The sequence below is a fragment of the Pseudomonas sp. KH_046_2 genome, from assembly GCF_057838985.1.
The window spans coordinates 5859109-5884759 of record NZ_CM174480.1 but is presented as its reverse complement, the minus strand read 5'-3'; the positions used below and the strand labels follow the sequence as shown (position 1 = coordinate 5884759).

25 protein-coding genes and 1 riboswitch are annotated in these 25651 nt (G+C 61.1%); of the genes, 16 read left to right on the top strand and 9 right to left on the bottom strand.

Translation table 11 applies throughout. From position 1 onward, the window contains the following. Window positions 1-211 precede the first annotated feature (211 nt). The 9 genes from mdcA (at window position 212) to madM (ending at window position 7467) form a co-directional block, all read left to right on the top strand. On the top strand, window positions 212-1882 hold the full coding sequence (gene mdcA / locus AC3IX1_RS26830) for a malonate decarboxylase subunit alpha (protein ID WP_102699950.1): 1671 nt from the start codon (window positions 212-214) through the stop codon (window positions 1880-1882). Further along, window positions 1882-2757, top strand: a complete 876-nt coding sequence (locus AC3IX1_RS26825) for a triphosphoribosyl-dephospho-CoA synthase (protein WP_489386410.1) — start codon at window positions 1882-1884, stop codon at window positions 2755-2757. The genes mdcA and AC3IX1_RS26825 overlap by 1 nt, the downstream gene beginning before the upstream one ends. Further along, window positions 2757-3056 (top strand): malonate decarboxylase subunit delta, encoded by a 300-nt coding sequence (locus AC3IX1_RS26820; protein WP_489386409.1) that lies wholly within the window; start codon window positions 2757-2759, stop codon window positions 3054-3056. The genes AC3IX1_RS26825 and AC3IX1_RS26820 overlap by 1 nt, the downstream gene beginning before the upstream one ends. Beyond that, complete coding sequence (locus tag AC3IX1_RS26815) at window positions 3049-3900, top strand: biotin-independent malonate decarboxylase subunit beta (RefSeq protein ID WP_489386408.1); 852 nt, start codon at window positions 3049-3051, stop codon at window positions 3898-3900. Before AC3IX1_RS26820 ends, AC3IX1_RS26815 begins: the two co-directional genes overlap by 8 nt. Continuing rightward, a complete protein-coding gene (gene mdcE / locus AC3IX1_RS26810; RefSeq protein WP_489386407.1) occupies window positions 3897-4700 on the top strand; it encodes a biotin-independent malonate decarboxylase subunit gamma in 804 nt (267 codons plus the stop codon). Before AC3IX1_RS26815 ends, mdcE begins: the two co-directional genes overlap by 4 nt. Further along, on the top strand, window positions 4694-5314 hold the full coding sequence (locus tag AC3IX1_RS26805; protein ID WP_489386406.1) for a malonate decarboxylase holo-ACP synthase: 621 nt from the start codon (window positions 4694-4696) through the stop codon (window positions 5312-5314). The genes mdcE and AC3IX1_RS26805 overlap by 7 nt, the downstream gene beginning before the upstream one ends. Continuing rightward, window positions 5311-6222, top strand: coding sequence for a malonate decarboxylase subunit epsilon (gene mdcH, locus AC3IX1_RS26800; protein WP_489386405.1), 912 nt, complete (start codon window positions 5311-5313; stop codon window positions 6220-6222). Before AC3IX1_RS26805 ends, mdcH begins: the two co-directional genes overlap by 4 nt. Window positions 6223-6284: 62 nt before the next feature. Then, window positions 6285-6701, top strand: coding sequence for a malonate transporter subunit MadL (madL, locus tag AC3IX1_RS26795; protein ID WP_489386404.1), 417 nt, complete (start codon window positions 6285-6287; stop codon window positions 6699-6701). A 1-nt stretch (window position 6702) separates the two neighbouring features. Next, on the top strand, window positions 6703-7467 hold the full coding sequence (gene madM / locus AC3IX1_RS26790; RefSeq protein ID WP_489386403.1) for a malonate transporter subunit MadM: 765 nt from the start codon (window positions 6703-6705) through the stop codon (window positions 7465-7467). Window positions 7468-7579: 112 nt separating this feature from the next. Here the strand turns inward: madM and AC3IX1_RS26785 are convergent, their stop codons facing one another. After that, a complete protein-coding gene (locus AC3IX1_RS26785) occupies window positions 7580-8494 on the bottom strand; it encodes a LysR family transcriptional regulator (protein ID WP_489386402.1) in 915 nt (304 codons plus the stop codon). A 131-nt stretch (window positions 8495-8625) separates the two neighbouring features. Here AC3IX1_RS26785 and trhA point away from each other — a divergent pair, with 131 nt between their 5' ends. Further along, on the top strand, window positions 8626-9243 hold the full coding sequence (gene trhA / locus AC3IX1_RS26780; RefSeq protein WP_489386401.1) for a PAQR family membrane homeostasis protein TrhA: 618 nt from the start codon (window positions 8626-8628) through the stop codon (window positions 9241-9243). On the opposite strand, the gene AC3IX1_RS26775 is transcribed toward trhA, so the two are convergent. After that, window positions 9240-10157, bottom strand: coding sequence for a LysR family transcriptional regulator (locus tag AC3IX1_RS26775; protein ID WP_223543298.1), 918 nt, complete (start codon window positions 10155-10157; stop codon window positions 9240-9242). The genes trhA and AC3IX1_RS26775 overlap by 4 nt on opposite strands. 109 nt (window positions 10158-10266) lie before the next feature. Here AC3IX1_RS26775 and AC3IX1_RS26770 point away from each other — a divergent pair, with 109 nt between their 5' ends. Genes AC3IX1_RS26770 through AC3IX1_RS26760 form a run of 3 tightly spaced genes read left to right on the top strand, consistent with a single transcriptional unit; the run spans window position 10267 to window position 12818 of the window. Then, window positions 10267-11508, top strand: coding sequence for a D-amino acid dehydrogenase (locus tag AC3IX1_RS26770; protein ID WP_489386400.1), 1242 nt, complete (start codon window positions 10267-10269; stop codon window positions 11506-11508). Window positions 11509-11535: 27 nt separating this feature from the next. Next, a complete protein-coding gene (locus AC3IX1_RS26765) occupies window positions 11536-11886 on the top strand; it encodes a RidA family protein (protein WP_489386399.1) in 351 nt (116 codons plus the stop codon). 29 nt (window positions 11887-11915) lie between these two features. Next, window positions 11916-12818 carry a transporter substrate-binding domain-containing protein gene (locus tag AC3IX1_RS26760; RefSeq protein ID WP_008050279.1) on the top strand — a complete coding sequence of 301 codons (903 nt, stop codon included), beginning with the start codon at window positions 11916-11918 and terminating at the stop codon, window positions 12816-12818. Between the two features lies 1 nt (window position 12819). Here AC3IX1_RS26760 and AC3IX1_RS26755 read toward each other — a convergent pair whose 3' ends face one another. Next, window positions 12820-13539, bottom strand: coding sequence for a 16S rRNA (uracil(1498)-N(3))-methyltransferase (locus tag AC3IX1_RS26755; RefSeq protein WP_489386398.1), 720 nt, complete (start codon window positions 13537-13539; stop codon window positions 12820-12822). A 156-nt stretch (window positions 13540-13695) separates the two neighbouring features. Further along, the gene (locus tag AC3IX1_RS26750) at window positions 13696-15102 is read right to left on the bottom strand and encodes an adenosylmethionine--8-amino-7-oxononanoate transaminase (RefSeq protein ID WP_489386397.1); all 1407 of its coding nucleotides are present in this window, start codon (window positions 15100-15102) and stop codon (window positions 13696-13698) included. Between the two features lie 223 nt (window positions 15103-15325). On the opposite strand from AC3IX1_RS26750, the gene AC3IX1_RS26745 reads away from it, so the two are divergent. Further along, window positions 15326-17071 carry an FAD-dependent oxidoreductase gene (locus tag AC3IX1_RS26745; protein ID WP_489386396.1) on the top strand — a complete coding sequence of 582 codons (1746 nt, stop codon included), beginning with the start codon at window positions 15326-15328 and terminating at the stop codon, window positions 17069-17071. Window positions 17072-17445: 374 nt separating this feature from the next. Here the strand turns inward: AC3IX1_RS26745 and llpB are convergent, their stop codons facing one another. Continuing rightward, the gene (gene llpB, locus AC3IX1_RS26740; protein WP_489386395.1) at window positions 17446-17952 is read right to left on the bottom strand and encodes a lectin-like bacteriocin LlpB; all 507 of its coding nucleotides are present in this window, start codon (window positions 17950-17952) and stop codon (window positions 17446-17448) included. A 539-nt stretch (window positions 17953-18491) separates the two neighbouring features. Here llpB and AC3IX1_RS26735 point away from each other — a divergent pair. Together AC3IX1_RS26735 and AC3IX1_RS26730 are read left to right on the top strand one after the other, a co-directional pair. Beyond that, window positions 18492-19043, top strand: a complete 552-nt coding sequence (locus tag AC3IX1_RS26735; RefSeq protein WP_489386394.1) for a cytochrome b — start codon at window positions 18492-18494, stop codon at window positions 19041-19043. A 32-nt stretch (window positions 19044-19075) separates the two neighbouring features. Next, window positions 19076-19663, top strand: a complete 588-nt coding sequence (locus tag AC3IX1_RS26730; RefSeq protein WP_150755123.1) for a YceI family protein — start codon at window positions 19076-19078, stop codon at window positions 19661-19663. A 193-nt stretch (window positions 19664-19856) separates the two neighbouring features. On the opposite strand, the gene rhlE2 is transcribed toward AC3IX1_RS26730, so the two are convergent. The 4 genes from rhlE2 to ahcY form a co-directional block, all read right to left on the bottom strand. After that, window positions 19857-21725: an RNA helicase RhlE2 gene (gene rhlE2 / locus AC3IX1_RS26725; protein WP_489386393.1), complete on the bottom strand. Its 1869-nt coding sequence runs from the start codon at window positions 21723-21725 to the stop codon at window positions 19857-19859. A 222-nt stretch (window positions 21726-21947) separates the two neighbouring features. Continuing rightward, window positions 21948-22766, bottom strand: a complete 819-nt coding sequence (locus tag AC3IX1_RS26720; protein ID WP_489386392.1) for a substrate-binding periplasmic protein — start codon at window positions 22764-22766, stop codon at window positions 21948-21950. Window positions 22767-22937: 171 nt separating this feature from the next. Beyond that, window positions 22938-23783: a methylenetetrahydrofolate reductase [NAD(P)H] gene (gene metF / locus AC3IX1_RS26715; protein ID WP_056726523.1), complete on the bottom strand. Its 846-nt coding sequence runs from the start codon at window positions 23781-23783 to the stop codon at window positions 22938-22940. Between the two features lie 158 nt (window positions 23784-23941). After that, entirely contained in the window at window positions 23942-25351 is a 1410-nt protein-coding gene (ahcY, locus tag AC3IX1_RS26710; protein ID WP_489386391.1) for an adenosylhomocysteinase, read from the bottom strand. A 23-nt stretch (window positions 25352-25374) separates the two neighbouring features. Beyond that, window positions 25375-25477: riboswitch (S-adenosyl-L-homocysteine riboswitch) on the bottom strand. Window positions 25478-25651: the final 174 nt, after the last annotated feature.

Sequence of the window (25651 nt, the reverse complement as noted above, 5' to 3'; positions counted from 1 at the left end):
GGCAAGCCCGCTCCCACAGTGTCCGTGTGTTGCCCAAATTCAACGGCAACCACTAACCCTGTGGGAGCGGGCTTGCCCGCGAAGAGGCCCGCATGAACGACGCAGATCTCGATCATTAACCTGAGCGTAACGATCCATCACTCTGCTTGATTGATACCCCCACCCAACACTCCTAAGGTGACCCCCACGACAGCGAACCCGTGGAGTGGTCATGACAACAACAATATCCCCCGACTCGCGATGGACGCGGCGGCGCAGCGAAAAGCAGCGGCGCCTCGAGCTGGTGCGAGGTCTTGCCGACGGTGTGGTGTTGCCCACCGACAACATCGTCGCGGCGCTCGAAGCGCTGATCCTGCCCGGCGACCGTGTGGTGCTCGAAGGCAACAACCAGAAGCAGGCGGATTTCCTTTCGCGCTCCCTGGCCAAGGCCGACCCCGCGAAGCTGCATGACCTGCACATGATCATGCCCAGCGTCGGCCGCGCCGAGCACCTGGATCTGTTCGAGCGCGGCATCGCACGCAAGCTCGACTTCTCGTTTGCCGGCACCCAGAGCTTGCGCATCAGCCAGTTGCTCGAAGACGGCCTGCTGGAAATCGGTGCGATCCACACCTACATCGAACTCTACGCACGGCTGGTGGTGGACCTGATCCCCAACGTCGTGCTTTCGGCCGGGTTCATGGCCGACCGCGCCGGCAACATCTACACCGGGCCGAGCACCGAAGACACTCCGGCACTGATCGAACCGGCGGCCTTCAGCGACGGCATCGTCATCGTCCAGGTCAACCAGTTGGTGGACGACGTCAGCGACCTGCCGCGGGTAGACATTCCAGCGTCCTGGGTCGACTTCGTGGTGGTGGCCGACAAGCCGTTCTATATCGAACCACTGTTCACCCGCGACCCTCGGCACATCAAGCCCGTGCACGTGCTGATGGCGATGATGGCGATTCGCGGGATCTACGAAAAACACAACGTGCAGTCGCTCAACCATGGCATCGGTTTCAATACCGCGGCAATCGAGCTGATCCTGCCGACTTACGGCGAATCCCTCGGCCTCAAAGGCAAAATCTGCCGCAACTGGACGCTCAACCCGCACCCGACCCTGATTCCGGCGATTGAAAGCGGCTGGGTCGAAAGCGTGCATTGCTTCGGCACCGAGCTGGGGATGGAGAATTACATTGCGGCGCGGCCGGATGTGTTCTTTACCGGGCGCGACGGCTCCCTGCGTTCGAACCGGATGTTCAGCCAACTGGCCGGGCAATACGCGGTAGACCTGTTTATCGGCGCGACTTTGCAGGTTGATGGTGACGGGCATTCTTCCACCGTGACGCGCGGGCGCCTGGCTGGTTTCGGCGGGGCACCGAACATGGGCCACGACCCGCGCGGTCGTCGCCATGGCACACCGGCCTGGCTCGACATGCGCAACACCGACGTGGCCGAGCCGATGCTCGAGCGTGGCAAAAAGCTCGTGGTGCAGATGGTCGAAACCTTCCAGGAGGGCGGCAAACCGACTTTCGTTGAAACCCTCGATGCGGTCGAAGTGGCGAAGAAAAGCGGCATGCCATTGGCGCCGATCATGGTCTACGGCGACGACGTGACCCACCTGTTGACCGAAGAAGGCATCGCCTACCTGTACAAGGCCCGGTCACTGGAAGAACGCCAGGCGATGATCGCCGCCGTCGCCGGGGTGACCGCCATCGGCCTGCGCCACAACCCCAAAGACACTGCACGCATGCGCCGTGAAGGCCTGATCGCCTTGCCCGAAGACCTCGGCATCCGCCGCACCGACGCCACTCGCGAGTTGCTCGCGGCGAAAAGCGTGGCCGATCTGGTGGAGTGGTCCGGTGGCCTCTACAACCCGCCCGCCAAGTTCAGGAGCTGGTAATGCACGCACTTAACCTGCAACCAAAAAGCCTGAGTCTGGCCGAACGGCTGGCGGACCTGGCGGTGGACGCACTGATCGATGAGGCTGATCTGTCGCCGAAACCGGCACTGGTCGACCGTCGCGGCAATGGCGCCCACACCGATTTGCACTTGGGGCTGATGCACGCATCGGCGCTGTCCTTGTGGCCGGCCTTTAAAGAAATGGCGGAAGCCGCCATCGAGTTCGGCGAAATCGGCTTGCCCCTGCGCGAAGCTGTGGGCCGCATCGGTCGCGAAGGTGAGCAAGCCATGCTCGACACCACTGGCGGGGTGAACACCCATCGCGGGGCGATCTGGGCCTTGGGCTTGTTGATCACTGCCGCGGCGCTGGAGCCTCAATCCTGCAGTGCCAATAGCGTGGCGTTACGGGCTGCGCGGCTGGCTTTGCTCGACGACCGTTTTGCACCACGCCCGCTCAGTCACGGTGCGCAAGTCGCCCAGCGCTACGGCGCTCGCGGTGCCCGTGAAGAAGCGCAACTGGGTTTTCCGGCGGTGACCCAACGTGCCCTGCCACAACTGCTGCGCAGCCGCGCCGCCGGCCATGGCGAACAGAACGCCCGGCTCGACGCGCTGCTGGCGATCATGACCAATCTGGCCGACACCTGCGTGCTTTACCGCGCCGGTGAAGAAGGCCTGAACACCATGCAACTGGGCGCCCGGGCGGTGCTCGATGCGGGTGGCAGTGCCAGCCTCGGCGGACGTCGCCGCTTGCATGAGCTGGACCAACAACTCATCGCGCTGAATGCCTCGCCCGGTGGCGCTGCCGACCTGCTCGCAGCCTGCCTGTTCATCGACCGTATCGCGTCTGGCGACGGCCTTATCCAGGGAGTGTATTGATGGAAACCTTATCCTTTGAATTCCCCGCCGGGCAGCCGCCACGCGGTCGCGCCCTGGTGGGCTGTGTCGGCTCGGGTGATCTGGAAGTGCTGATCGAACCGGGTCAGGCCGGCAAGCTGACGATCAATGTGCAGACCTCGGTCAATGGCAGCGAACAACGCTGGCAGCATCTGTTCGCACGGATGTTCGACGGTCAGACGCCACCGGCGATGGACATCGACATCCACGATTTCGGCGCGACACCCGGCGTGGTGCGCCTGCGTCTGGAGCAAGGCTTCGAGGAGATCGGCCATGACTGACAGCGCATCCCTGCTCAACAAGCACAGTTTCGTCGAACTCGGTGCGCGGCAACGGGCCAAGGCGTTGCTCGACGCCGGCACCTTCCGCGAACTGCTCGACCCCTTTCAACGGATCATGTCGCCGTGGCTGTCGCGCCAAGGCGTGGTGCCGCAAGCCGATGACGGCGTGGTGATCGCCAAGGGCAATCTCGATGGTTTGCCGGTGGTGATCGCGGCCATCGAAGGTGCGTTCCAGGGCGGCAGCCTCGGTGAAGTCGGTGGAGCAAAAATTGCCGGCGCACTGGAACTGGCCGCCGAGGACAACCGCAACGGTATCCCGACCCGCGCCGTGCTGCTGCTGGAAACCGGCGGTGTGCGCTTGCAGGAAGCCAACCTCGGCCTGGCGGCGATTGCTGACATTCACGCAGCCATTGTCGACTTGCAGCAGTACCAGCCCGTGGTCGGTGTCGTGGCGGGTAGCGTCGGTTGTTTTGGCGGCATGTCGATTGCCGCCGGGTTGTGCAGCTATCTGTTGGTGACCCGGGAGGCGCGACTCGGCCTGAACGGTCCGCAGGTAATCGAACAGGAAGCCGGACTCGAGGAATACGACTCCCGCGACCGGCCCTTCATCTGGAGCCTGACCGGTGGTGAGCAACGTTTCGCCAGTGACCTGGTGGATCGCTATGTTGCCGACGACGTGGCGCAGATCCGCCAGCAGGTGGGCGAGTTACTCCAGCAAGGTTTGCCGGCGCAACCACGTAGCCAACAGGCCGAGCTGTACCTGCAACGGTTGGCGCGTCTGGACACCGAACCGCAAATCGAACCGTCTGTGGTTCGCGATCTGTACCAAGGAGAACGCCCATGAGTTCGTATTCCCTGCGAGGCTTGAACTGGTTCAACGCCTTGAGCGCCGGGGCGAAAGCGGTCGAGGGTTTGCCGGCTTCGCTGAAGGTCGCCGACGGTTCGCTGGGCGATCAGCCTGTGCGTTTCATCGCGGTGGTGGCCGACCCGGAAAACCGCTTCGTCCGTGCACGCAACGGCGAGGTGGGTTTGCTCGAAGGCTGGGGCCTGGCCAAGGCCGTGGATGAAGTCATCGCCGCCGATCAGGACAAGGCACGCAAACGCGCCCTGATCGCCATCGTCGACGTGCCGAGCCAGGCTTACGGTCGACGCGAAGAAGCCCTCGGCATTCATCAGGCGCTGGCCGCTGCGGCGGACAGTTATGCCCGTGCCCGTCTGGCCGGTCATGCGGTGATCGGCTTGCTGGTGGGCAAGGCGATGTCCGGGGCGTTCCTGGCCCACGGCTATCAGGCCAACCGCTTGATCGCCCTGCGCGATCCGGGGGTGATGGTGCACGCCATGGGCAAGGCGTCGGCGGCGCGGGTGACCTTGCGCAGCGTCGAAGAGCTCGAAGCCCTGGCTGCCAGCGTGCCGCCGATGGCTTATGACATCGACAGCTACGCCAGCCTCGGGCTGTTGTGGGAAACCTTGTCGGTGGAACAGATCGAGCAGCCGACGGTGGCGGATCTGGCGCGGGTGACCGAGTGCCTGCATCAGGCGATTAGCGATGTGGCCGCCGCTGGCCGCGATCTGAGCGGTCGCCTGGGTGCGGCCAATCGGGCGGCGTCGAGCAAGGTTCGCCAATTGCTGAGAGCGCAGTGGTGAGCACGCTATTGGCTCACGACCTGCTGTGGGGCATGACCCCGCAGCAGTTGCCTGTGGATGCGCCTGCCTGGGTGATCGAGTTGATCAGTGCCGGCCAGCCGGTGGTGGTCCGTCGCGCCTTGAGCGCGGCGGGGCAGGTGGCGGTGGGCGTGCGCGGGCCGTTGCGCGAACAGCGATATGCGGCGGTGATGGAAGTCGCCGCCATTACGCGGCGGGTGCGGCCGGAAGAGCTGTGCCATGTTCAAGGCCAGCGCGATTTCCCGGCGCTACGGGCCTTGGCGCAACTGCGCCAACACCTCGATAACAGCGGTTGGACCTGGGGTGTCAGTGGCAGTACCGGGTTCGAGTTAGCCAGTGGATTTGCCGCATTGCACGAGGGCAGCGATCTCGATCTGATCCTGCGTATGCCGAGTCCGTTGAGTCGTGTCGACGCCCAGGCGTTGGTGGCCGTTCTTGATGCCGTCGTGTGCCGCGTGGACCTGCAATTGCAGACACCATCGGGCGCCGTTGCCTTGCGCGAATGGGCCGGTGCTTCGTCACGGGTCCTGCTGAAAAATGCCATTCAAGCCACTCTGGTTACCGACCCGTGGAATCCACAGGAGCAAGCAGCATGAGCAGCTTGCTGGTGTTCCCCGGCCAGGGCGCGCAACAACCCGGAATGCTGGCGCGTTTGCCTCGGGAAACGATGATCGAGGCGAGCGACCTGCTCGGTGAGGATGTGATGCAGCTGGATTCTGCCGAGGCGTTGCAGTCGACGAGGGCGGTTCAGCTTTGCCTGCTGATCGCCGGTGTCGCCGCTTCACGCCAGCTGGCGATGGCCCCGGACTACGTGGCCGGCTTGTCGATCGGCGCTTACCCGGCAGCGGTGGTGGCCGGTGCCCTGGGGTTCAGCGATGCATTGCATCTGGTCAGCCTGCGCGGTGAGTTGATGCAGCAGGCTTACCCACAGGGCTACGGCATGACCGCGATCATCGGTCTGGACCTGACCACGGTGGAAGGATTGCTGGCCCGGGTGCACAGCGCAGAAATGCCGGTTTATCTGGCCAATATCAACGCTGATAACCAGGTGGTGATTGCCGGTAGCGACACTGCAATGAAAGTGGTGGCGGAGTTGGCGAAAGGTTGCGGGGCCGGCTTGGCCAAGCGTCTGGCAGTGAGCGTGCCGTCCCACTGCCCATTGCTTGAGGCACCCGCGCAACGGTTGGCCGAAGCCTTCGCCAAGGTGCCGCTGCACACCCCGAAGATCGGTTACCTGAGCGGCAGTCGCGCGCGTCCGCTGATCAAGCCTGAAGCCTTGCGTGACGACCTGGCCTTCAACATGTGCCGCATCGTCGATTGGCGCGGCACGGTACAAAGCGCTTACGAGCGCGGCGTACGTCTACAGATCGAACTGCCACCAGGCTCGGTGCTGACGGGGCTGGCGCGCCGGGTGTTCGAGCAGGGCACCGTGATTGCCTTCGACGGTGCCCGGCTCGATACCTTGCAGGCGCTGATGCGAGAGGAGGGCAGTCGCCACTCCTAAAACCGACTCTGGCTTCGAACAACAAAAACAACATTCGACGATGCACTTTGAGGACTACAACAATGATTATTTACGGTGTGGCGCTGTTGGCGATCTGTACGCTGGCAGGGGTGATCATGGGTGACATGCTCGGTGTGTTGCTGGGAGTGAAGTCAAACGTCGGCGGTGTCGGGATCGCGATGATCCTGCTGATTTGCGCACGGTTGTGGATGCACAGGCGTGGCGGCATGACCAAGGATTGCGAGCTGGGCGTCGGCTTCTGGGGCGCGATGTACATCCCGGTGGTGGTGGCGATGGCCGCGCAACAAAACGTGGTCACGGCGCTGCACGGTGGTCCGGTGGCGGTGTTGGCGGCGATCGGTTCGGTGGTGATCTGCGGCTGCACCATTGCCCTGATCAGCCGGACCCACAGAGGCGAACCCTTGCCCGATGAACCGGTGGATGTAACGCCGGTTGGCGCACCGGCAGGAGCTCGCTGATATGTGGAATCTCATCAAGAACGGTCTGGAACACAACGGTCTGGTCACTGCATTTGCCTTTGTCGGCGTGATCATGTGGGTGTCAGTGGTGATCTCCAAGCGCCTGACCTTCGGGCGTATCCACGGCTCTGCGATTGCCATCGTCATCGGCCTGGTACTGGCCTGGGTCGGCGGCACGATGACCGGCGGGCAAAAAGGCCTGGCGGACCTGACGCTTTTTTCCGGCATCGGGCTGATGGGCGGCGCCATGCTGCGAGACTTCGCCATCGTCGCCACGGCATTTGAAGTGCAGGCCACGGAAGCGAAAAAGGCCGGCTTGATCGGCGTGATCGCGCTGCTGTTGGGCACAGTGCTGCCGTTTATTGTCGGCGCGTGTATGGCCTGGGTCTTCGGTTACCGTGATGCGGTTAGCATGACCACCATTGGTGCTGGCGCGGTGACCTACATCGTCGGGCCGGTGACCGGTGCGGCCATTGGCGCCAGTTCCGATGTGGTGGCGCTGTCGATTGCCACCGGGCTGATCAAGGCGATTCTGGAAATGGTGGGTACGCCGATGGCGGCGCGCTGGATGGGTCTGGATAACCCGCGCTCGGCGATGGTGTTCGGCGGGCTGGCCGGGACGGTCGGTGGCGTGACCGCCGGTTTGGCGGCGACGGATCGGCGCCTGGTGCCTTATGGTGCGTTGACCGCGACCTTCCACACCGGGCTTGGCTGCTTGCTCGGGCCTTCGCTGTTGTACTTCATTGTTCGCGGGATTGTTGGGTAAGTCGCGGGATCTTCGTTAACTATACCGACGTCATCGCGAGCAAGCTCGCTCCCACAGGGACAGCGCAGTTCCTGTGGGAGAGTGGCTTGCCCGCGATGCAGGCGACGCGGTTTCAAGCCTGCCGATTGGCATACATCCGACACTCCGCCAGCAACGCCAGCAGATTCGGATCACGCTCCTTGGCTTTCAGGAACACCACGCCAATGTGCTGCTGCAACCGGTACTTTTCCTGCAACGGGATCAGCTTCACCCGGTTCTCGTACACCGCCGCAATCCGCCCCGGCAGCAACGCATAACCCACACCCGAACTGACCATGCTCAGCAGGGTGAAGATGTCGTTGACCTGCATCGCCACCTTCGGCTCGAACCCTGCCTGCTCGAATACCCGCTTGCCGTCCTGATGGGTGGCGAAGCCCTGGGTCAGGGTGATGAAGGTTTCGTCGCGGACCTCGGCCAGGTCGACTTCGGTTCGCTGGGCAAACTTAGAGTCGGCGGGTGTGGCGAGGAAGATGTCGTCGGAAAACAGCGGGATCTGCTCGCAATCCGGATCGTTGACACTCTCGTCCAGCGACACCAGGGCCGCATCGACTTCCATGTTCTTGAGCTTGTAGAGCAGGTCGATGTTGGAGCCCAGAATCAGGTCGATGTTGAGCTCGCTGCGGCGGATCTTCAAACCCATGATCAGCTGCGGCACGGTCTTCACCGTCAGTGAATACAGCGAGCCGAGTTTGAAACGTTCGGCCGAGAACCCGGCAGCTTCGCGGGTCAGGCGTACGCTTTCGAGGACATCCTGAATCAGCTTCTGCGCCCGCTCTTCCAGCACATAAGCGCTTTCCAGCGGCGTCAGGCTGCGGCCTTCGTGCTTGAACAAGGGGCAGCGCAGGGCGCTTTCCAGGGAATGGATCGCCCGATGCACGCTGACGTTACTGGTCTGCAACTCGGCAGCGGCCCGCGCCAGGTTGCCGGTGCGCATGAAGGCCAGGAACACCTCGAGCTTTTTCAGGGTCAACTCTTCATCGATCAGCATGGGGCGGACTCTTTTTGGAATGACTTGATTGTGCCCAATTACGCCGGGCCCGTCGTACAGAAACATTGCGCTTTTACGCTTCAAGCCTGAGCCTTGCGCTCTGCGGCAATGAAATTCGAGGTGAGCAACGCATGTATCACGGGGAAAGACTGAACGCCTGGACGCATCTGCTCGGGGCAGTGGCGGCGTTTATCGGCGGGGTGTGGCTGATTGTGCTGGCCAGTCTCGACGGCAGTCCGTGGAAAATCGTCAGCATGGCGATCTACGCCTTTACCTTGCTGGTGCTTTACAGCGCATCGACCGTGTACCACAGCGTGCGCGGGCGCAAGAAAGCGATCATGCAGAAGGTCGATCACTTTTCGATCTATCTGTTGATCGCCGGCAGCTACACGCCGTTCTGCCTGGTGACCCTGCGCGGACCGTGGGGCTGGACATTGTTCGGGATTGTCTGGGGTCTGGCGCTGATCGGCATCCTGCAGGAGATCAAGCCGCGTTCGGAAGCACGGATTCTGTCGATCGTGATTTATGCGGTGATGGGCTGGATTGTGCTGGTGGCGGTCAAGCCGCTGCTCGCGGCGCTGGGCGGCGCCGGGTTTGCGTGGCTGGCATCGGGCGGGGTGCTGTACACCGTGGGGATTATCTTTTTTGCTCTCGATCATCGCCTGCGCCATGCCCACGGGATCTGGCATCTGTTCGTGATCGCCGGGAGTTTGCTGCACTTTGTGGCGATTTTCTTTTATGTCCTTTAAGGCTGTACCGGGACAAGGCGATCCAGCTGCTCCCGGGCTCGACGGCTGAATACCTGCAACAGGTCGTTCAAGGTGTGGGGCGGTGGTTCGGCGGCGCGGGTCACTGCGTACAGGGTGATGGGTAACGGTGGTGCCAGAGGGCGGATCGTTGTGGTGGCGGGAGAGGCGCCAAGGGCGGTGAACGGATCGATCACCGCCAGGCCCGCGCCGGATTCCACCATCGCCCGTGCCAGTGAGTAGGTTTGCACGGCGATGCGTACCCGGGGCGGCGGTTCGACCGCTTCCAGGTAACTGTCGAGCCGCGCGGCCAGTGGATCGGCGCTGGATAAACCGATCAGCGGCGCATCCGCCAGCGCCATCAATGGCAACGGTTTACCCACCTCTTCCTGAGGCCAGTAACCACTCGGCGCCAGCGCCACCAGCACGCCGGACGCCAGCGCCTGGGCCTTGAGCCCCGGGTGATCCGGGCGTTGCAGGGTCAGGGCGACATCCACTTCGCGCATCAACAGGTTCTGCACCAGTTCGCGACTGTGGGCGCTGGAGAGTTCGCAAGCGATGTCCGGGTAACGCCCGGTCCATTCGTGAATGGCCGGTGGCAGCAATGACAGGGCCAGCGCCGGGGTGGCACCGATGCGCAGGCTGTGGCCAGGCTCGCGGCGCAGGCTCTGCGCCAGGCGTCGCACGCCTTGCAGGCTTTCGCTGACCTTGTCCACTTCGCGCTCCAGTTCCAGTGCTTCCGGCGTCGCCTGCAACTTGCCGCGTACCCGCAGGAACAGCGGAAAACCCAATTGTTGCTCGGCGTGCTGTAACACCTTGCTCACCGCCGGCTGCGAGACGTGCAGCAATTGCGCGGCAGCGCTGATCGAACCGGTCTGGCGGATGGCCTGGAAAATCTCGATATGGCGAAGGCGCATGGCAAGTCCATAACCTTTGTTTATGGGTTTGCCATCTTTATGCATTGTTCAACGTCTGTCACCTGGCTCTAACCTTGATCTCGTCTTCACAACGGCTTTAAGGACGGACATGGCTCAGCGTGTGTGCATCATCGGTGGCGGCGTGATTGGCCTGGCAACGGCCTTTGCGCTGGTGCGCGACGGCTTCGAGGTGACGGTGGTCGAGGCGCGGGACTCGCTGGGCAGCGAAACCAGCTTCGCCAACGGCGGCCAGTTGTCCTATCGCTATGTCGCGCCCCTGGCCGACGCCGGTGTGCCTTGGCAAGCCATCGGCTGGATGCTGCGCGGCGATTCACCGCTGAAGCTGCGCCCGCGCTTCGATCCGGCCCAGTGGCGCTGGATGGCGTCGTTCCTCGGCGCATGCCGTCGCTCAGTCAACCGCGAGAACGCCGCGCACTTGTTGCGCCTGGCGCTGTTCAGCCAGGACACATTGAGATCCTGGCGCGAGGACGATGGACTGGCGGGGTTCCATTGGCGGCGCAATGGCAAACTGGTGACTTTCCGCCAGAACAGCAGCTTCGAACATGCGCGCCAAGGCCTGGCCGACCCGGAGCAACAGCAGGTGTTGTCGCCGGCCGAATGCGCGCAACTGGAACCGGCGCTGATCGATGCGTCCTTTGTCGGGGCGATCTACACCCCGGACGAAGAGGTCGGCGACTGCCACGGCTTTTGCCAGCAACTGGCCGCCCGGCTGCAAGCGTCCGGCCGTTGCGAGTTTCGTCTCGGGCAAGCGGTGACCGGCATTCGCCACAACAACGGCAGCGTCAACGCCATCGAACTGGGCGAACACGTGCTGCCAGTCGAACAACTGGTGATCGCCGCCGGTCACCGCAGTCCGCTGTTGGCGCTGCCCGGGCTGCAACTGCCGCTTTATCCGCTCAAGGGCTACAGCCTGACCGTGCCGATCGGCGCCGGTCACCGGGCGCCGGACGTGAGCATCACCGACTATGACCGTAAGATTGTCTACGCCCGCATCGGCGAGCAATTGCGAGTGGCGGCGATGGTCGACATCGTCGGCTTCGACCCCGCTTTGGACCCCAAGCGCCTGGCGCTGATCAAGCGTCAGGCCCGTGACACCTTTGCAAATGCCGGCGCCTATGACGAAGCCGTCGAGTGGGCCGGCATGCGCCCGGCCACCCCCAGCGGCGTGCCGTTGCTGGGCGCGACGGCGTATCGCAACCTGTGGCTCAACCTCGGTCACGGCGCGCTGGGGTTCACCCTGGCATGCGGCAGCGGGCGCTTGCTCAGCGAGCTGATCGGCGAGCGCCGGCCTTCCATTGACCTGAGCGGTTTCAACCACCGGGCCGCCTGAACACCGACTTCAGAAGAGGACACTGCAATGACCATTACCCGACTGCACAGCAACCCACGCCTGTCTGGCGCCGTGAAATTTGGCGACCTGGTGTTTCTTTCCGGGCAGGTGCCGGGCGATGCCCGGGATGCCAGCGGCCAGACCCGCGAAGTGCTGGCGAAAATCGATACCTTGCTGGCCGAGGCGGGCAGCGACAAGGATCATCTGCTCAGCGCGACCATTTACCTGAAGAACATCACCGAGGATTTCGCCGCGATGAACGAGGTCTGGTCGGCCTGGCTATCGCCGGGACAGGCACCGAGCCGCACCACCGTGCAGGCTGAACTGGCCCGTCCGCAGGTGCTGGTGGAAATCACCGTCATCGCTGCACGCGTCTGATAAACCAACACCCACAACGGAGAATAACAATGCAAAAAATCACGTTGCTCGCATGTACGCTTGGCCTGTTGCTCGGCAGTCAGGTTCAGGCCAATGAAGCGCCGCTGACCGGCACCCTGAGCAAGATCGCCAGCGCCAACAGCATCACCTTGGGCTATCGCGATGCTTCGGTGCCGTTCTCCTACGTGGGCGATCACAGTGGCAAGCCGATGGGTTACTCGGTGGATCTGGCGGGCAAGATCGTCGAGCGCATCCAGCAGCAACTGGCGTTGCCGGACTTGAAGGTGAAGTACAACCTGGTGACTTCGCAGACCCGCATTCCACTTGTGCAGAACGGCACCGTGGACCTGGAGTGCGGCTCTACCGGTGTGACCGCCGAGCGGCAGAAGCAGGTGGCGTTCTCCTATGGCTTCATCTACGTCAAAGGCCAGTTGCTGACCGCGAAGGACAGCGGGATCAAGAGCTTCGCTGACCTGCGCGGCAAGAACGTGGTGACTACCGCCGGCACTACCAACGAGCGCTTCCTGAAAAGCTACAACGTCGATCACAAGATCGACATGTTCGTGATCAGCGCCAAGGACCACGGCGAAGCCTTCCAGATGCTGCAATCGGGCCGGGCGGCGGCGTTCTACATGGACGACGCGCTGCTCTACGGTGAGCGCGCCAAGGCCAATGACCCGCACAAGTGGGTGGTGGTCGGAGAGGAGCAATCGCGGGAGATCTACAGCTGCATGGTGCGCAAGGACGATCCGCAGTTCCTGGCGCTGGTCAACGGCGCGTTGGCGGATCTGTACAGCTCGGGCGAGATCAATGGCATCTACAAACGCTGGTTCGAGCAGCCGATCCCGCCGAAGGGGTTAAACCTTGAGTTCCCGATGACCAGCGAACTCAAGGCGATCATTGCCAAACCGGTGAGTGATCCGGTGCAGTAGCCTAGAAATCACCCCAGAGTTGCTGGGCCACCGCCAGTGCAACAACCGGCGCGGTTTCGGTGCGCAGCACCCGTGGACCGAGGCGGGCGGCGTGGAAGCCGCCCGCCTTGGCCTGATCGACTTCGGCATCGGACAAACCACCCTCCGGACCGATCAGGAATGCCAGGCTTGAAGGTTTGGCATGGCTCACCATCGGCTCAGCCACCGGATGCAGCACCAGCTTCAATTCGGCTTCGGTCTGCTTCAACCAGTCAGACAGCAACAGCGGCGGATGAATCACCGGCACTTGCGAGCGCCCGCACTGTTCGCATGCGCTGATCGCTACCTGGCGCCAGTGCAGCAGGCGTTTGTCGGCGCGCTCGTCCTTGAGCCGGACTTCGCAGCGTTCGGTGAAGATCGGGGTGATTTCAGTAACGCCCAGTTCCGTGGCTTTCTGGATCGCCCAGTCCATGCGCTCGCCCCGGGACAGGCCCTGGCCGAGGTGGATTTGCAGCGGCGATTCGACCTGCCCGGCGAAACTTTCATCAATCTGCACCACTACGCGCTTTTTGCCGACGTCGACCAGCCTGGCGCGAAACTCCTGGCCCGAACCGTCGAACAACTGCAATGCATCGCCCTCGGCCATGCGCAGCACGCGGCTGATGTAATGGGCCTGGGCTTCGGGCAACTCGTGCTCGCCGATGCTCAAGGGGGCGTCGATAAAGAAGCGGGACAGTCTCATGCTGGGTCTCGGTAAAAGGTGTAGATATCTGGCGGCCCCATCGCGGGCAAGCCCGCTCCCACAGGTACAGCGCAATCCTGTGGGAGCGGGCTTGCTCCGGGCGGCGATCCGACGATGACGGTAGTCCGGTCAGCGCTGAAGCTTAGGTGAAATCAATCAACCCGGATCACGGAACCCAGGATGGAAGTCCTTCGGCACCGCCACGCTGACGCTGTCACGGGTTGCAATGTCGATCCCTTCGCTGGCCACTTCGGCAAGGAAGTCGATCTGCTCCGGAGTGATCACATACGGCGGCAGGAAATACACCACGCTACCCAGTGGACGCAGTAAAGCGCCGCGCTCCAGGGCGTGCTGGAACACCTTCAGGCCGCGACGTTCCTGCCATGGGTAAGCTTCCTTGCTGGCCTTGTCCTTGACCATCTCAATGGCCAGCACCATGCCGGTCTGGCGCACTTCGGACACATTCGGGTGATCGACCAGATGCGCGGTGGAAGAAGCCATGCGCTGGGCCAGGGCCTTGTTGTTCTCGATGACGTTGTCTTCTTCGAAAATATCCAGGGTCGCCAGGGCCGCCGCGCACGCCAGCGGGTTGCCGGTGTAGCTGTGGGAGTGCAGGAAGGCGCGCAGGGTCGGGTAGTCGTCGTAGAAGGCGCTGTAGACTTCGTCTGTGGTCATGCACGCCGCCAGCGGCAGATAACCGCCGGTCAGGGCTTTGGACAGGCACAGGAAATCAGGGCGGATGCCAGCCTGTTCGCAGGCGAACATCGTCCCGGTGCGGCCGAAGCCGACGGCGATTTCGTCGTGGATCAGGTGCACGCCGTAGCGGTCGCAGGCTTCTCGCAGCAGCTTGAGGTACACCGGGTGGTACATGCGCATGCCACCGGCGCCCTGGATCAGCGGCTCGACGATCACTGCCGCGACCGTGTCGTGGTTTTCGGCCAGGGTCTGCTCCATGGCGGCGAACATGTTGCGCGAGTGCTCTTCCCAGCTCATTCCTGCGGGGCGCAGGTAGCAGTCCGGGCTCGGCACCTTGATGGTGTCCATCAACAGCGCTTTGTAGGTTTCGGTGAACAGCGGCACGTCGCCCACCGCCATCGCCGCCATGGTTTCGCCGTGGTAGCTGTTGGTCAAGGTGACGAAGCGCTTCTTGTTCGGCTGACCGCGATTGAGCCAGTAGTGAAAGCTCATTTTCAGCGCGACTTCGATGCAGGACGAGCCGTTATCGGCGTAGAAGCACCGGGTCAGGCCTTCCGGCGTCATCTTCACCAGGCGCTCGGACAACTCGATCACCGGTTGATGACTGAAGCCGGCAAGGATCACATGTTCGAGCTGGTCGACCTGGTCCTTGATGCGCTGGTTGATCCGCGGGTTGGCGTGGCCGAACACGTTGACCCACCAGGAGCTGACCGCATCGAGGTAGCGCTTGCCTTCGAAGTCTTCCAGCCACACGCCTTCCCCGCGCTTGATCGGGATCAGCGGCAGTTTTTCGTGATCTTTCATCTGGGTGCAGGGATGCCACAACACGGCGAGATCGCGTTGCATCCACTGATTATTCAGGCCCATTTTCACTCTCCTGGAGGCGGTCCGAGACAAGCGCGGACAAACAATGGCGCAAGCCTATGCAATGCGTGCCACGGGGACAACCCATTGTGTCGAATGAGCTACTTTCTACAGTCTGATAGACGTTGCTGGCAGGCGTCTGAAGGCTGACGTATCCTTCGCGGTTCTTGAGCCGTCTGGTTCGCAAAAACTGCTGTTTTCCTCGTGTGATTCCGGAGTTCGCTGAATGTCTGTCGGTTGGCTGCGCGCCTGTGCGCTGGTGATGTTGGGGCTGTTCAGCGTGTCTGCGCTGGCCAAGGATAAAACCGCGATAGTGATCGGCGGCGGCCTGTCGGGCCTGACTGCCGCGTACGAGCTGCAGAACAAAGGCTGGCAGGTCACCCTGCTGGAAGCCAAGTCGAGCCTGGGCGGCCGTTCCGGCATGGCCACCAGCGAGTGGATCGGCAACGACAAGGCCCAACCGGTACTGAACAAGTACGTCTCGAACTTCAAGCTGAGCACCACGCCGGCTCCTGAATTCGTGCGGACCCCAAGCTACCTGATCGATGGCGAGTATTTCTCCGCCGCTGACCTTGCGACCAAGCAGCCGGCCACCGCCGAGGCGCTCAAGCGCTTCGACAAGACCGTGGACGATCTGGCGCGCTCGATCGACGACCCGCAGAACCCGGCCGCCAACAACACGCTGCACGCGCTGGATCAGATCAACGTGTCGAACTGGCTCGACAAGCAGAACCTGCCGGCCACCGCTCGCCAGTTGATCAACCAGCAGATCCGCACCCGCTACGACGAACCTTCGCGCCTGTCGCTGCTGTACTTCGCGCAGCAGAGCCGCGTCTACCGTGGCGTCTCCGATCGTGACCTGCGTGCTTCGCGCCTGGTCGGCGGCAGCACGGTGCTGGGCCAGGCCTTCGTCAAGCAGCTGAAAACCATCAAGACCAGCTCCCCGGTCTCGGCGATCATTCAGGACAAGGACGGCGTGACCGTCAAAGTCGACGGTGTCGGTTATAAAGCTGACTACGTTGTATTGGCCGTGCCGTTGCGCGCCCTGAACAAGATCCAGATGACCCCGGCGCTGGACGCCCAGCACCTGGCGGCGATCAAGGGCACCAACTACGGTTGGCGCGACCAGATCATGCTCAAGTTCAAGACGCCGGTGTGGGAAAGCAAGGCGCGCATGTCCGGCGAGATCTACAGCAACACCGGCCTGGGGATGTTGTGGGTCGAGCCTGCCCTGAAGGGCGGTGCCAACGTTGTGATCAACCTGTCCGGCGACAACGCCCGCGTCATGCAGGCGTTCGGCGACAAGCAGATGGCCGATCAGGTACTGATTCGCCTGCACGCTTTTTATCCACAGGCCCGTGGCTCGTTCACCGGTTATGAAATTCGTCGCTACAGCACCGACCCGTCGATGGGTGGCGCTTACCTGGCGTTCGGCCCAGGCCAGATCAGCAAGTTCTGGCGTCTGTGGGAACGTCCGATTCAGCGTGTAGCCTTTGCTGGCGAACACACCGACACCTTGTATCCGGGCACTCTGGAAGGTGCGCTGCGCACCGGCCAGCGTGCAGCTGGCCAGGTAGAAGATTTGGCAGCGGGCAAGTCGTTCGAACCGGCGAAAGTGGTTTCGGCAGCTGCGGCGGCGGGTGCTGGCGCGGTTGCGGCGAAGAAGGGCAACTTCTTCAGCAACTTGTTCGGGGGCTCGGATGACGAGAAGAAGCCAGAGCCAGTCAAAGCACCTGAGCCGGTAGCACCTGCTCCTGTGCCAGCACCCGCCCCGGCCGTTGCAGCGGCTCCGGTCGAAGCACCGAAGCCAGCAACCCCGGCAAAAGCCGAGCCGGCCAAGAAGGCTCCGGCGAAATCGGTTGCCAGGACTGAGGCGAAAAAAGCCCCGGCCAAGGCTCCGGTGAAGAAGGCCGAGGCGGTGAAGAAGCCGGCGGCCAAACCTGCGACGGACACTGTGACCAAGGCTCAGTAACGTTCAGGTGTAAAAAAGCGCGACCCCAGGGTCGCGCTTTTTTTTGCCATCAAACATGAAGCGTCCGGTTTTTGCTGCGCGGTCCTACATGCTGCTGCGATGTATCAGAAGCCTCCCACAAATGATTCGGAACGAAATGATAGCTGGATCATGATATTTGACTTTATGTTCTTCAGATAACGGGAGGATGTATGAAAACACTAGCAGTAATAATCATGTTTATAGCACTTTCTGGCTGTGTAAGTAGTGAATGGTTTCCTAAGGGATACGGCCATGAGCTGGCCTATAAATGCCAGATAAATCCGTACGATCCTGATTGTTTACAGCCGCCTCCGGTTTTCAAAAGTTCTTAAGGGTGTAAATAGTTTGCATGGTTAAAGAGGGCCTAATGAGAATTTCCAAGTTTTAATTTCCTTGTCTTCAAATAAAATCTTGACCGGATTTGGCTTTGAAATGCGACTAGGGACGAATCCATAGCGGGCCCAGCACAGACTTCCTGTACGCTGATCGTAAATGACCAAATTCCCATCATCTTGAATAACCATACAAGTGTTGTACCAAAGCGATTTATCAATGCTATGGGTGCTTTCAGCAATCCATAAACGCCTTCTGGACGGGTCATAGAGAAAACCACTATTGCTGATTACAAACATTAGAGGCTCCCGCATTCTTTTCGGATATGTAGTTCGGTTATAAAGCTGATTGCTATCTGCAACCCAGATTACAGCTTCACCATCCTTAATGACCAGATTTCCATCAGCTTGCAATATCAATCTAAAGCGTCCGTTCGCGGACATAAGGTACTGCCCCGGTGACATCCTTTGATTGGGAGGCAGCAATGGCGAGCCATTTGCTTGAAATGGGGTGTAAGTAATAGCCATGTTTTTTCCTTAATCAATGAGTTGTTGAACCCTCATTCAATCAAGTTAAAAATCGGAAGTAGCTATACATATTTATATCTTTTCTAAAAAACCTACATCACAGGCTAGCGTGAAATAGAAAAGGCAATGGCAGCCATCAGGGGCTCTGGATCGGTGAAGGTTGCGCCGTTACTCATTGTAGGAGCGAGCTTGCTCGCGATGGTCGTTAACGATGATGCAGACCCACTGGGTACCCGCGGTGCTCTTGAGTCCATCGCGAGCAGGCTCGCTCCCACAAAATCCTTAACCGATCAGCATTCGGCTCAAGGGCCGCGCTTTTTTTGCCTGGAGAAAAACCTGGACCAGAATCGAATAAACCTTTTGATACAGGTGTTCTCTGATTTGTATTCACTTTTTCTCACAATTTCGCCTTTAATCTTTCCTTAACTCGCAGGCTTCAGACTCTTGATCGCATTTTTCGATATTTCAAAGCAAATTTTTCCGCTTTAATTCGATAGATAACTCGATAGTCTTGGGCCAGCACTTACAGGATCTAGGCAATGCAGCTACGTAACTCTACCTCCCGCTACGGCTGGGTCAGTATCGTCATTCACTGGGCGGTGGCACTGGCGGTCTTCGGTCTTTTCGCGCTTGGGTTGTGGATGGTCGGGCTCGACTACTACAGCACCTGGCGCAAAGACGCGCCGGACCTGCACAAGAGCATCGGCCTGGTGTTGCTGGGTGTGATGTTGCTGCGGGTGCTGTGGCGCTTCATCAGCCCACCGCCACCGACCCTGTCCAGCTACAGCCGCATGACGCGCCTCGGTGCCAGGTTCGGCCATGGCTTTCTGTACCTCAGTCTGTTTGCCGTGTTGATTGCCGGTTACCTGATTTCCACCGCAGAAGGTGTCGGTATCCCGGTGTTCGGCTTGTTCGAAGTCCCTGCGCTGGTATCCGGACTGCCGGACCAGGCAGATACCGCTGGCGTGATTCACCTCTATCTGGCGTGGGTACTGGTAATTTTTTCCGGACTCCATGCGTTGGCAGCATTGAAGCACCACTTTATCGATCGTGATGTGACCCTCAAGCGAATGCTGGGTCGCAACTCCTGAAGTTCAACCTCGACTCCAAAGGAAAACAAAGCATGTTGAAAAAGACTCTGGCCGCTCTGGCAATCGGTTCGGCCCTGTTGTCCGCCGGTAACGTAATGGCCGCTGACTACGTGGTCGACAAAGAAGGCCAGCACGCCTTCGTTGACTTCAAGGTCAGCCACCTGGGCTACAGCTTCATCACCGGTACTTTCAAGGACATCGACGGCAAGTTCAGCTTCGACGCTGCCAAGCCTGAAGACAGCAAGATCGAGTTCAACGTGAACACCGCCAGCGTGTTCACCAACAACGCCGAGCGCGACAAGCACATCGCCAGCAAAGACTTCCTGAACGCCAGCAAAGCCAAGTTTGTTTCCACCAGCGTCAAACCCACCGGCAAAAACGCCGCTGGCAAGGACACTGCTGACGTAGCTGGCGACCTGACGATCCTCGGCGTGACCAAGCCAATCGTGGTCAAGGCCACTTTCCTGGGCGAAGGCAAGGATCCATGGGGCGGCTACCGTGCAGGCTTTGAGGGTACTTTCAGCCTCAAGCGTTCCGATTTCGGCAAGCAGAAAGACCTGGGCCCATCGTCCGATGCGGTTGAGATGTACGTGACCTTTGAAGGTGTAAAAGCGAAGTAATGCTGAGACTGTAGGAGCGAGCCTGCTCGCGATAGACCTGAGAGCGCCGCGGAGCGTCAGGCTTCCAGCGTTATCGTTGACGACCATCGTCGGAACGCCGCCCGGAGCAGGCTCGCTCCTACAGGGTTTTACATCAGCCATAAAAAATGCCCCGGTTCTCACGAACCGGGGCATTTTTTATTACAGCGATAACTCAGCGATTGCGGGTCAGCAGCGCTGGTTTCTCACCACGAGGACGGCTTGGCAGTTGATCCAGCTGCTCAGGTGTCGGGAAGCGGTCAGCCTTCGACTCCTTGTGCATGATCTTCGGCGCAGGGCCGCGCGGGTTCTGCACGGCAGGTTCCGAACGCGGCTGTTCGTCACGGGCCGGACGGCGATTGCGCGAATCTTCGCGGCGGGCCTGGCCGTCGCGCGGTGCGCCACTGCGAGGACCGCTACGCTTGGCCGGTGGGGTGCCGGTGCTGGCGCCATCGCTGTTGCGCGGACCGTTCTGGCGACCTTGCGGCTTGCCGGAGCGTGGAGCGCCCGAACCTGCCGCAGTGCCTTGTGCCGGAGCACCCGGACGGCGTCCACGGCCTTGTGCGGGTTTCTGCTGCGGCACGTAGTCGACGCGGTTACCGAAGTTATCGATATCGTCGTCCAGGAACTCGTCCGGGGCACGGTCAGCGGCGGCACGAGGAGGCTGCGACGGACGCTGTTCGCGAGCCGGAGTGCCTTCACGTGGCTTCTGCTGACGGGCAGGGCGCTCGCCGCGTTCGCCGGCCGGTTTTTCCTTGCCCTTGTCCTTGCCTTTGTCCTTGCGACCGCCGCCACCACCGCTGCCGTTCGGACCGTCGCCGCGCGGACCACGTGGATTGCGCGGGTTGCGCATGTCCGGACGCTCGCGTACTTCAGGCTTTTCGGCCTCAATGGTGCTGGCATCGAAGCCCATCAGGTCGCCGTCGGCGATTTTCTGCTTGGTCATGCGCTCGATGCTTTTCAGCAGTTTTTCTTCGTCCGGGGCGACCAGCGAAATCGCCTCGCCCGAACGACCGGCACGGCCGGTACGGCCGATGCGGTGCACGTAGTCTTCATCGACGTTTGGCAGCTCGAAGTTGACCACGTGTGGCAACTGGTCGATGTCCAGGCCGCGAGCGGCGATGTCGGTGGCCACCAGGATGCGCACGGTGCCGGCCTTGAAGTCGGCCAGGGCTTTGGTCCGGGCGTTCTGGCTCTTGTTGCCGTGGATCGCGACGGCGCTCAGGCCGTGCTTGTCCAGGTACTCGGCCAGGCGGTTGGCGCCGTGCTTGGTGCGGGTGAACACCAGGACCTGTTCCCAGGCGCCAGCGGTGATCAGGTGGGCCAGTAAGGCACGTTTGTGGCTGGCCGGCAGACGGAATACGCGTTGTTCGATGCGCTCGACCGTGGTGTTCGGCGGCGTGACTTCGATGCGTTCCGGGTTGTGCAGCAGCTTGCCGGCGAGGTCGGTGATGTCCTTGGAGAAGGTCGCCGAGAACAGCAGGTTCTGGCGTTTGGCCGGCAGACGGGCCAGGACCTTTTTCACGTCATGGACGAAGCCCATGTCGAGCATGCGGTCGGCTTCGTCCAGCACGAGGATTTCCACGTGGGACAGATCGACGCTGCCTTGGCCGGCCAGGTCGAGCAGGCGGCCAGGGCAGGCCACCAGCACGTCTACGCCACGGGACATGGCCTGAACCTGCGGGTTCATGCCGACACCGCCGAAGATGCAGGCGCTGACGAACTTCAGGTCACGGGCATAGACCTTGAAGCTTTCGTGCACTTGGGCTGCGAGTTCGCGAGTCGGGGTCAGGACCAGTACGCGCGGTTGGCGCGGGCCGTGACGCTGGGATTTGTCCGGGTGACCGTTGGGGAACAACCGCTCCAGGATCGGAAGGGCGAAACCGCCGGTTTTACCAGTACCTGTCTGTGCCGCGACCATCAGGTCGCGACCTTGCAACACGGCGGGAATGGCCCGCTGTTGCACCGGAGTAGGCTCGGTATAGCCCGCTGCCTCGATGGCGCGGACTAAAGCCTCGGAGAGACCGAGGGAAGCAAAGGACATGAGTAATCCTGTTCTAGTTAGGGCTTGGCCCAATGGGAGTCTTGCCTGGCGCGAATGGCGTTTAAGAGGACGCAATCCCGTCCGGTCCTGCAGGGTCTCGAAGGCTCGTCTGCAAGCGCTCGCGCGGGCTGAAAGCTGCGCAGTAGCGGGGTTGAGATGCCTTTAACGATTCCGAGCGTCCGGGCGTCAGCCTGGCGGGAAGGCCGGAGTATAACAGAGCTATCACTGCGCGCCGCTTTCCTGCTGCTCAACGGTTTTTTCCGCGGCAGCCGTGGCCTTTTCAGTCTTCACGCTGGCTGCCGGTTCCGCGCCGTAGCGGGCACTCAGTTCAGCGTAGGCGGGCTCGCGTTTGAAACGCTTGAGTTCGGCGCCGAAACGCTGCACCAGCAGATCCATGCCCGCATTGCGCCGGACCGCGAGAAACTGGCTTTGCTGGCTGATGATCGTTGGGTTTTCGGTGATCTTGTCGCGGATGCCCAGTTCGTCGAGCAAATGCTGGCCGACCCGGCGGTCGGTGATCAGCAGGTCAATCCGTCCGCGTACCAGTTTGCCGAAGTTGGCTTCATGGGTCGGGGCCGGCTCGCGGGTGAACAGCGTCGAATCGCTGAAATCCTTGCTGTACAGGTAACCCGGCGAGGTGCCGATGGTCAGGCCTTGCAAGTCATCGAGGGTGCGAAACGGATGGGGGCGTTCGTTGGCGTAGAACATCACGAACTGGACTTCAGACAGTGGTTCGCTGGGGTAGAGCAGGGTCGCATCACGTTCGTCGCTGTGAAAGATGTCCAGCGCGCCGTCGGCCTGGCCTGATTCAAGCATCGACAGGCAGCGTTTCCATGGCAGGAACTGCCACTCCACTTCGATGCCCAGGCGCTTGAAGACAATGGCAGTGGTTTCGTAGTCCAGGCCCAGGGATTTGCCGTTGTTGTCTTCGTATACGTAGGGCGCCCAGGGTTCCGTGACAATGCGCAGCTTCTCGCCCCGGGCGGTGAAGCTCAGGCAAGTGAAGACAAGCATGGCGATTAACTGCGTGATCAAAGGCATGGGCTGAGATTACGACGAGAAACCGGAAAGAGCCAGAAACTCACCGCAGATGCTCTAACTCCGTGGATTGCCGCACATTAATAGTGCGTTGAAAGCAAAAGATCGCAGCCTGCGACAGTTCCTACCGGAGCTGCCGCATGCTGCGATCTTTTAAGCGTGCTTTAACGTCTTTTAACGCGGCAACTTCAGGTTGTTCCACACCGCCAGGCTCGCTTCAGCCTGGTTCAGGGTGTAGAAGTGCAGCCCTGGAGCGCCACCCTGCAGCAGTTGTTCGCACATCTCGGTGATGACCTGTTCGCCAAAGCGCTGAATGCTCTGGGTGTCGTCGCCATAGGCTTCCAGTTGCTTGCGGATCCAGCGCGGGATTTCCGCACCGCAGGCATCGGAGAAACGTGCCAGCTTGCTGTAGTTGGTGATCGGCATGATGCCCGGCACGATCGGGATGTTCACGCCCAGCGCCCGCACGCGTTCCACGAAGTAGAAGTAGCAGTCGGCGTTGAAGAAGTACTGGGTGATCGCACTGTCGGCGCCAGCCTTGGCCTTGCGCACGAAGTTGGCCACATCGTCTTCGAAATTGCGCGCTTGCGGATGCATTTCCGGGTAAGCGGCGACTTCGATGTGGAAGTGATCACCGGTTTCCTCACGAATGAATTCAACCAGGTCATTGGCGTGGCGCATTTCACCGCTGGCCATGCCCATGCCCGAAGGCAGGTCACCGCGCAGGGCGACGATACGCTTGATGCCGGCGGCCTTGTACTGGGCCAGCAGGCCGCGCAGGTCAGCTTTGCTATCGCCCACGCAGGACAGGTGCGGGGCGGCAGGGATTTTGACTTCGCTTTCGAGCTGCAACACGGTGTTCAGCGTGCGATCACGGGTCGAACCGCCGGCGCCGTAGGTGCAGGAGAAGAAATCGGGGTTGTAGGCGGCCAGCTGGCGAGCAGTGGCGAGCAGCTTTTCTTGCCCGGCATCGGTCTTCGTAGGGAAGAACTCGAAGCTGTAGCGACGATCTTGGGACATGGTCATATCCTTGGAAACTCATAAGGCGGACGCTGGCCCCCTGTAGGAGCGAGCTTGCTCGCGAAAAACATCAAGGCAACGCGTTCATCCAGACAGCACGCGTTATCGTTGACGTCCATCGCGAGCGAGCTCGCTCCTACACAGGAAAAGCCGGTCTATCAGTAGCGGTAAGCGTGCGGCTTGAACGGGCCTTCGACGGTCACGCCGATGTAGTCGGCCTGGGTCTTGGTCAGTTGAGTCACGACGCCACCGAAGCCGCGGACCATTTCCAGGGCCACTTCTTCGTCGAGTTTCTTCGGCAGTACTTCAACGGTCAGGCGCTCGGCTTTCTGGGCTGGCGACAGGTCGGCGTACTTCTGGCCGAACAGGAAGATCTGAGCCAGAACCTGGTTGGCGAACGAACCGTCCATGATGCGGCTAGGGTGGCCGGTGGCGTTACCCAGGTTAACCAGACGGCCTTCGGCCAGCAGGATCAGGTAGTCGTCGTTCTGCGGGTCGAAATCGCCAGCGCCGGTACGGTGGATCTTGTGAACCTGTGGCTTCACTTCTTCCCATGCCCAGTTCTTGCGCATGAAAGCGGTGTCGATTTCGTTGTCGAAGTGGCCGATGTTGCAGACAACAGCGCGCTTCTTCAGGGCTTTGAGCATGTTCGAGTCGCAAACATTGACGTTGCCGGTGGTGGTCACGATCAGGTCGATCTTGCCCAGCAGTGCCTTGTCGATGCTGGCTTCGGTGCCGTTGTTGATACCGTCGATGAACGGCGATACCACTTCGAAACCGTCCATGCAGGCTTGCATGGCGCAGATCGGGTCGACTTCGGAAACCTTGACGATCATGCCTTCCTGACGCAGGGACTGAGCGGAACCCTTGCCCACGTCACCGTAGCCGATGACCAGCGCTTGCTTGCCGGACAGCAGGTGGTCGGTGCCGCGCTTGATCGCATCGTTCAGGCTGTGACGGCAGCCGTACTTGTTGTCGTTCTTGCTCTTGGTCACCGAGTCGTTGACGTTGATGGCCGGGATTTTCAGCTCGCCCTTGGCCAGCATGTCCAGCAGACGGTGAACGCCGGTGGTGGTTTCTTCGGTCACGCCGTGGACGCGGTCCAGAACGGCCGGGTATTTCTTGTGCAGCAGCTCGGTCAGGTCGCCGCCGTCGTCGAGGATCATGTTGGCGTCCCAAGGCTGGCCATCCTTGAGGATGGTCTGTTCCAGGCACCACTCGTACTCTTGCTCGGTTTCACCTTTCCAGGCGAAAACCGGGATGCCGGCAGCGGCGATGGAAGCGGCGGCCTGATCCTGAGTCGAGAAAATGTTGCAGGACGACCAGCGCACTTCGGCACCAAGGGCAACCAGGGTTTCGATCAACACGGCAGTCTGAATGGTCATGTGGATGCAGCCGAGGATCTTTGCGCCCTTGAGCGGTTGCTCTTCGGAGTACTTGCGACGCAGACCCATCAGAGCCGGCATTTCGGACTCGGCGATGATGGTTTCGCGACGGCCCCAGGCAGCCAGGGACATGTCGGCGACTTTGTAATCGTTAAAATCTGCAGGCGTGATAACAGCGCTCATGAAGAGCCTCCATTCGTAATGTATGCGAATGGGCGCCGTTGTGCGTTTAGTGTCCGGTCAGTGAAGGCCAGGCAACGCCCCATCCGAGCCTGACAGGTCAAACCTGCTGCAGCGCCCCTCGGACAGGTGGCGGGAAACGGTAGCAATTGAAGATGACCGTTTTGAAACGGTGGCGATTATAGCGGGCTATGCTGATCTTCCAAAGCGTTTCTGTCGGTCAATGTCCGAACGGTAATCGAGACCATAGACGATGCTCAATAGAGCTCCAGGTCGGGCTCTGCCATGATGGTCAGCATCATT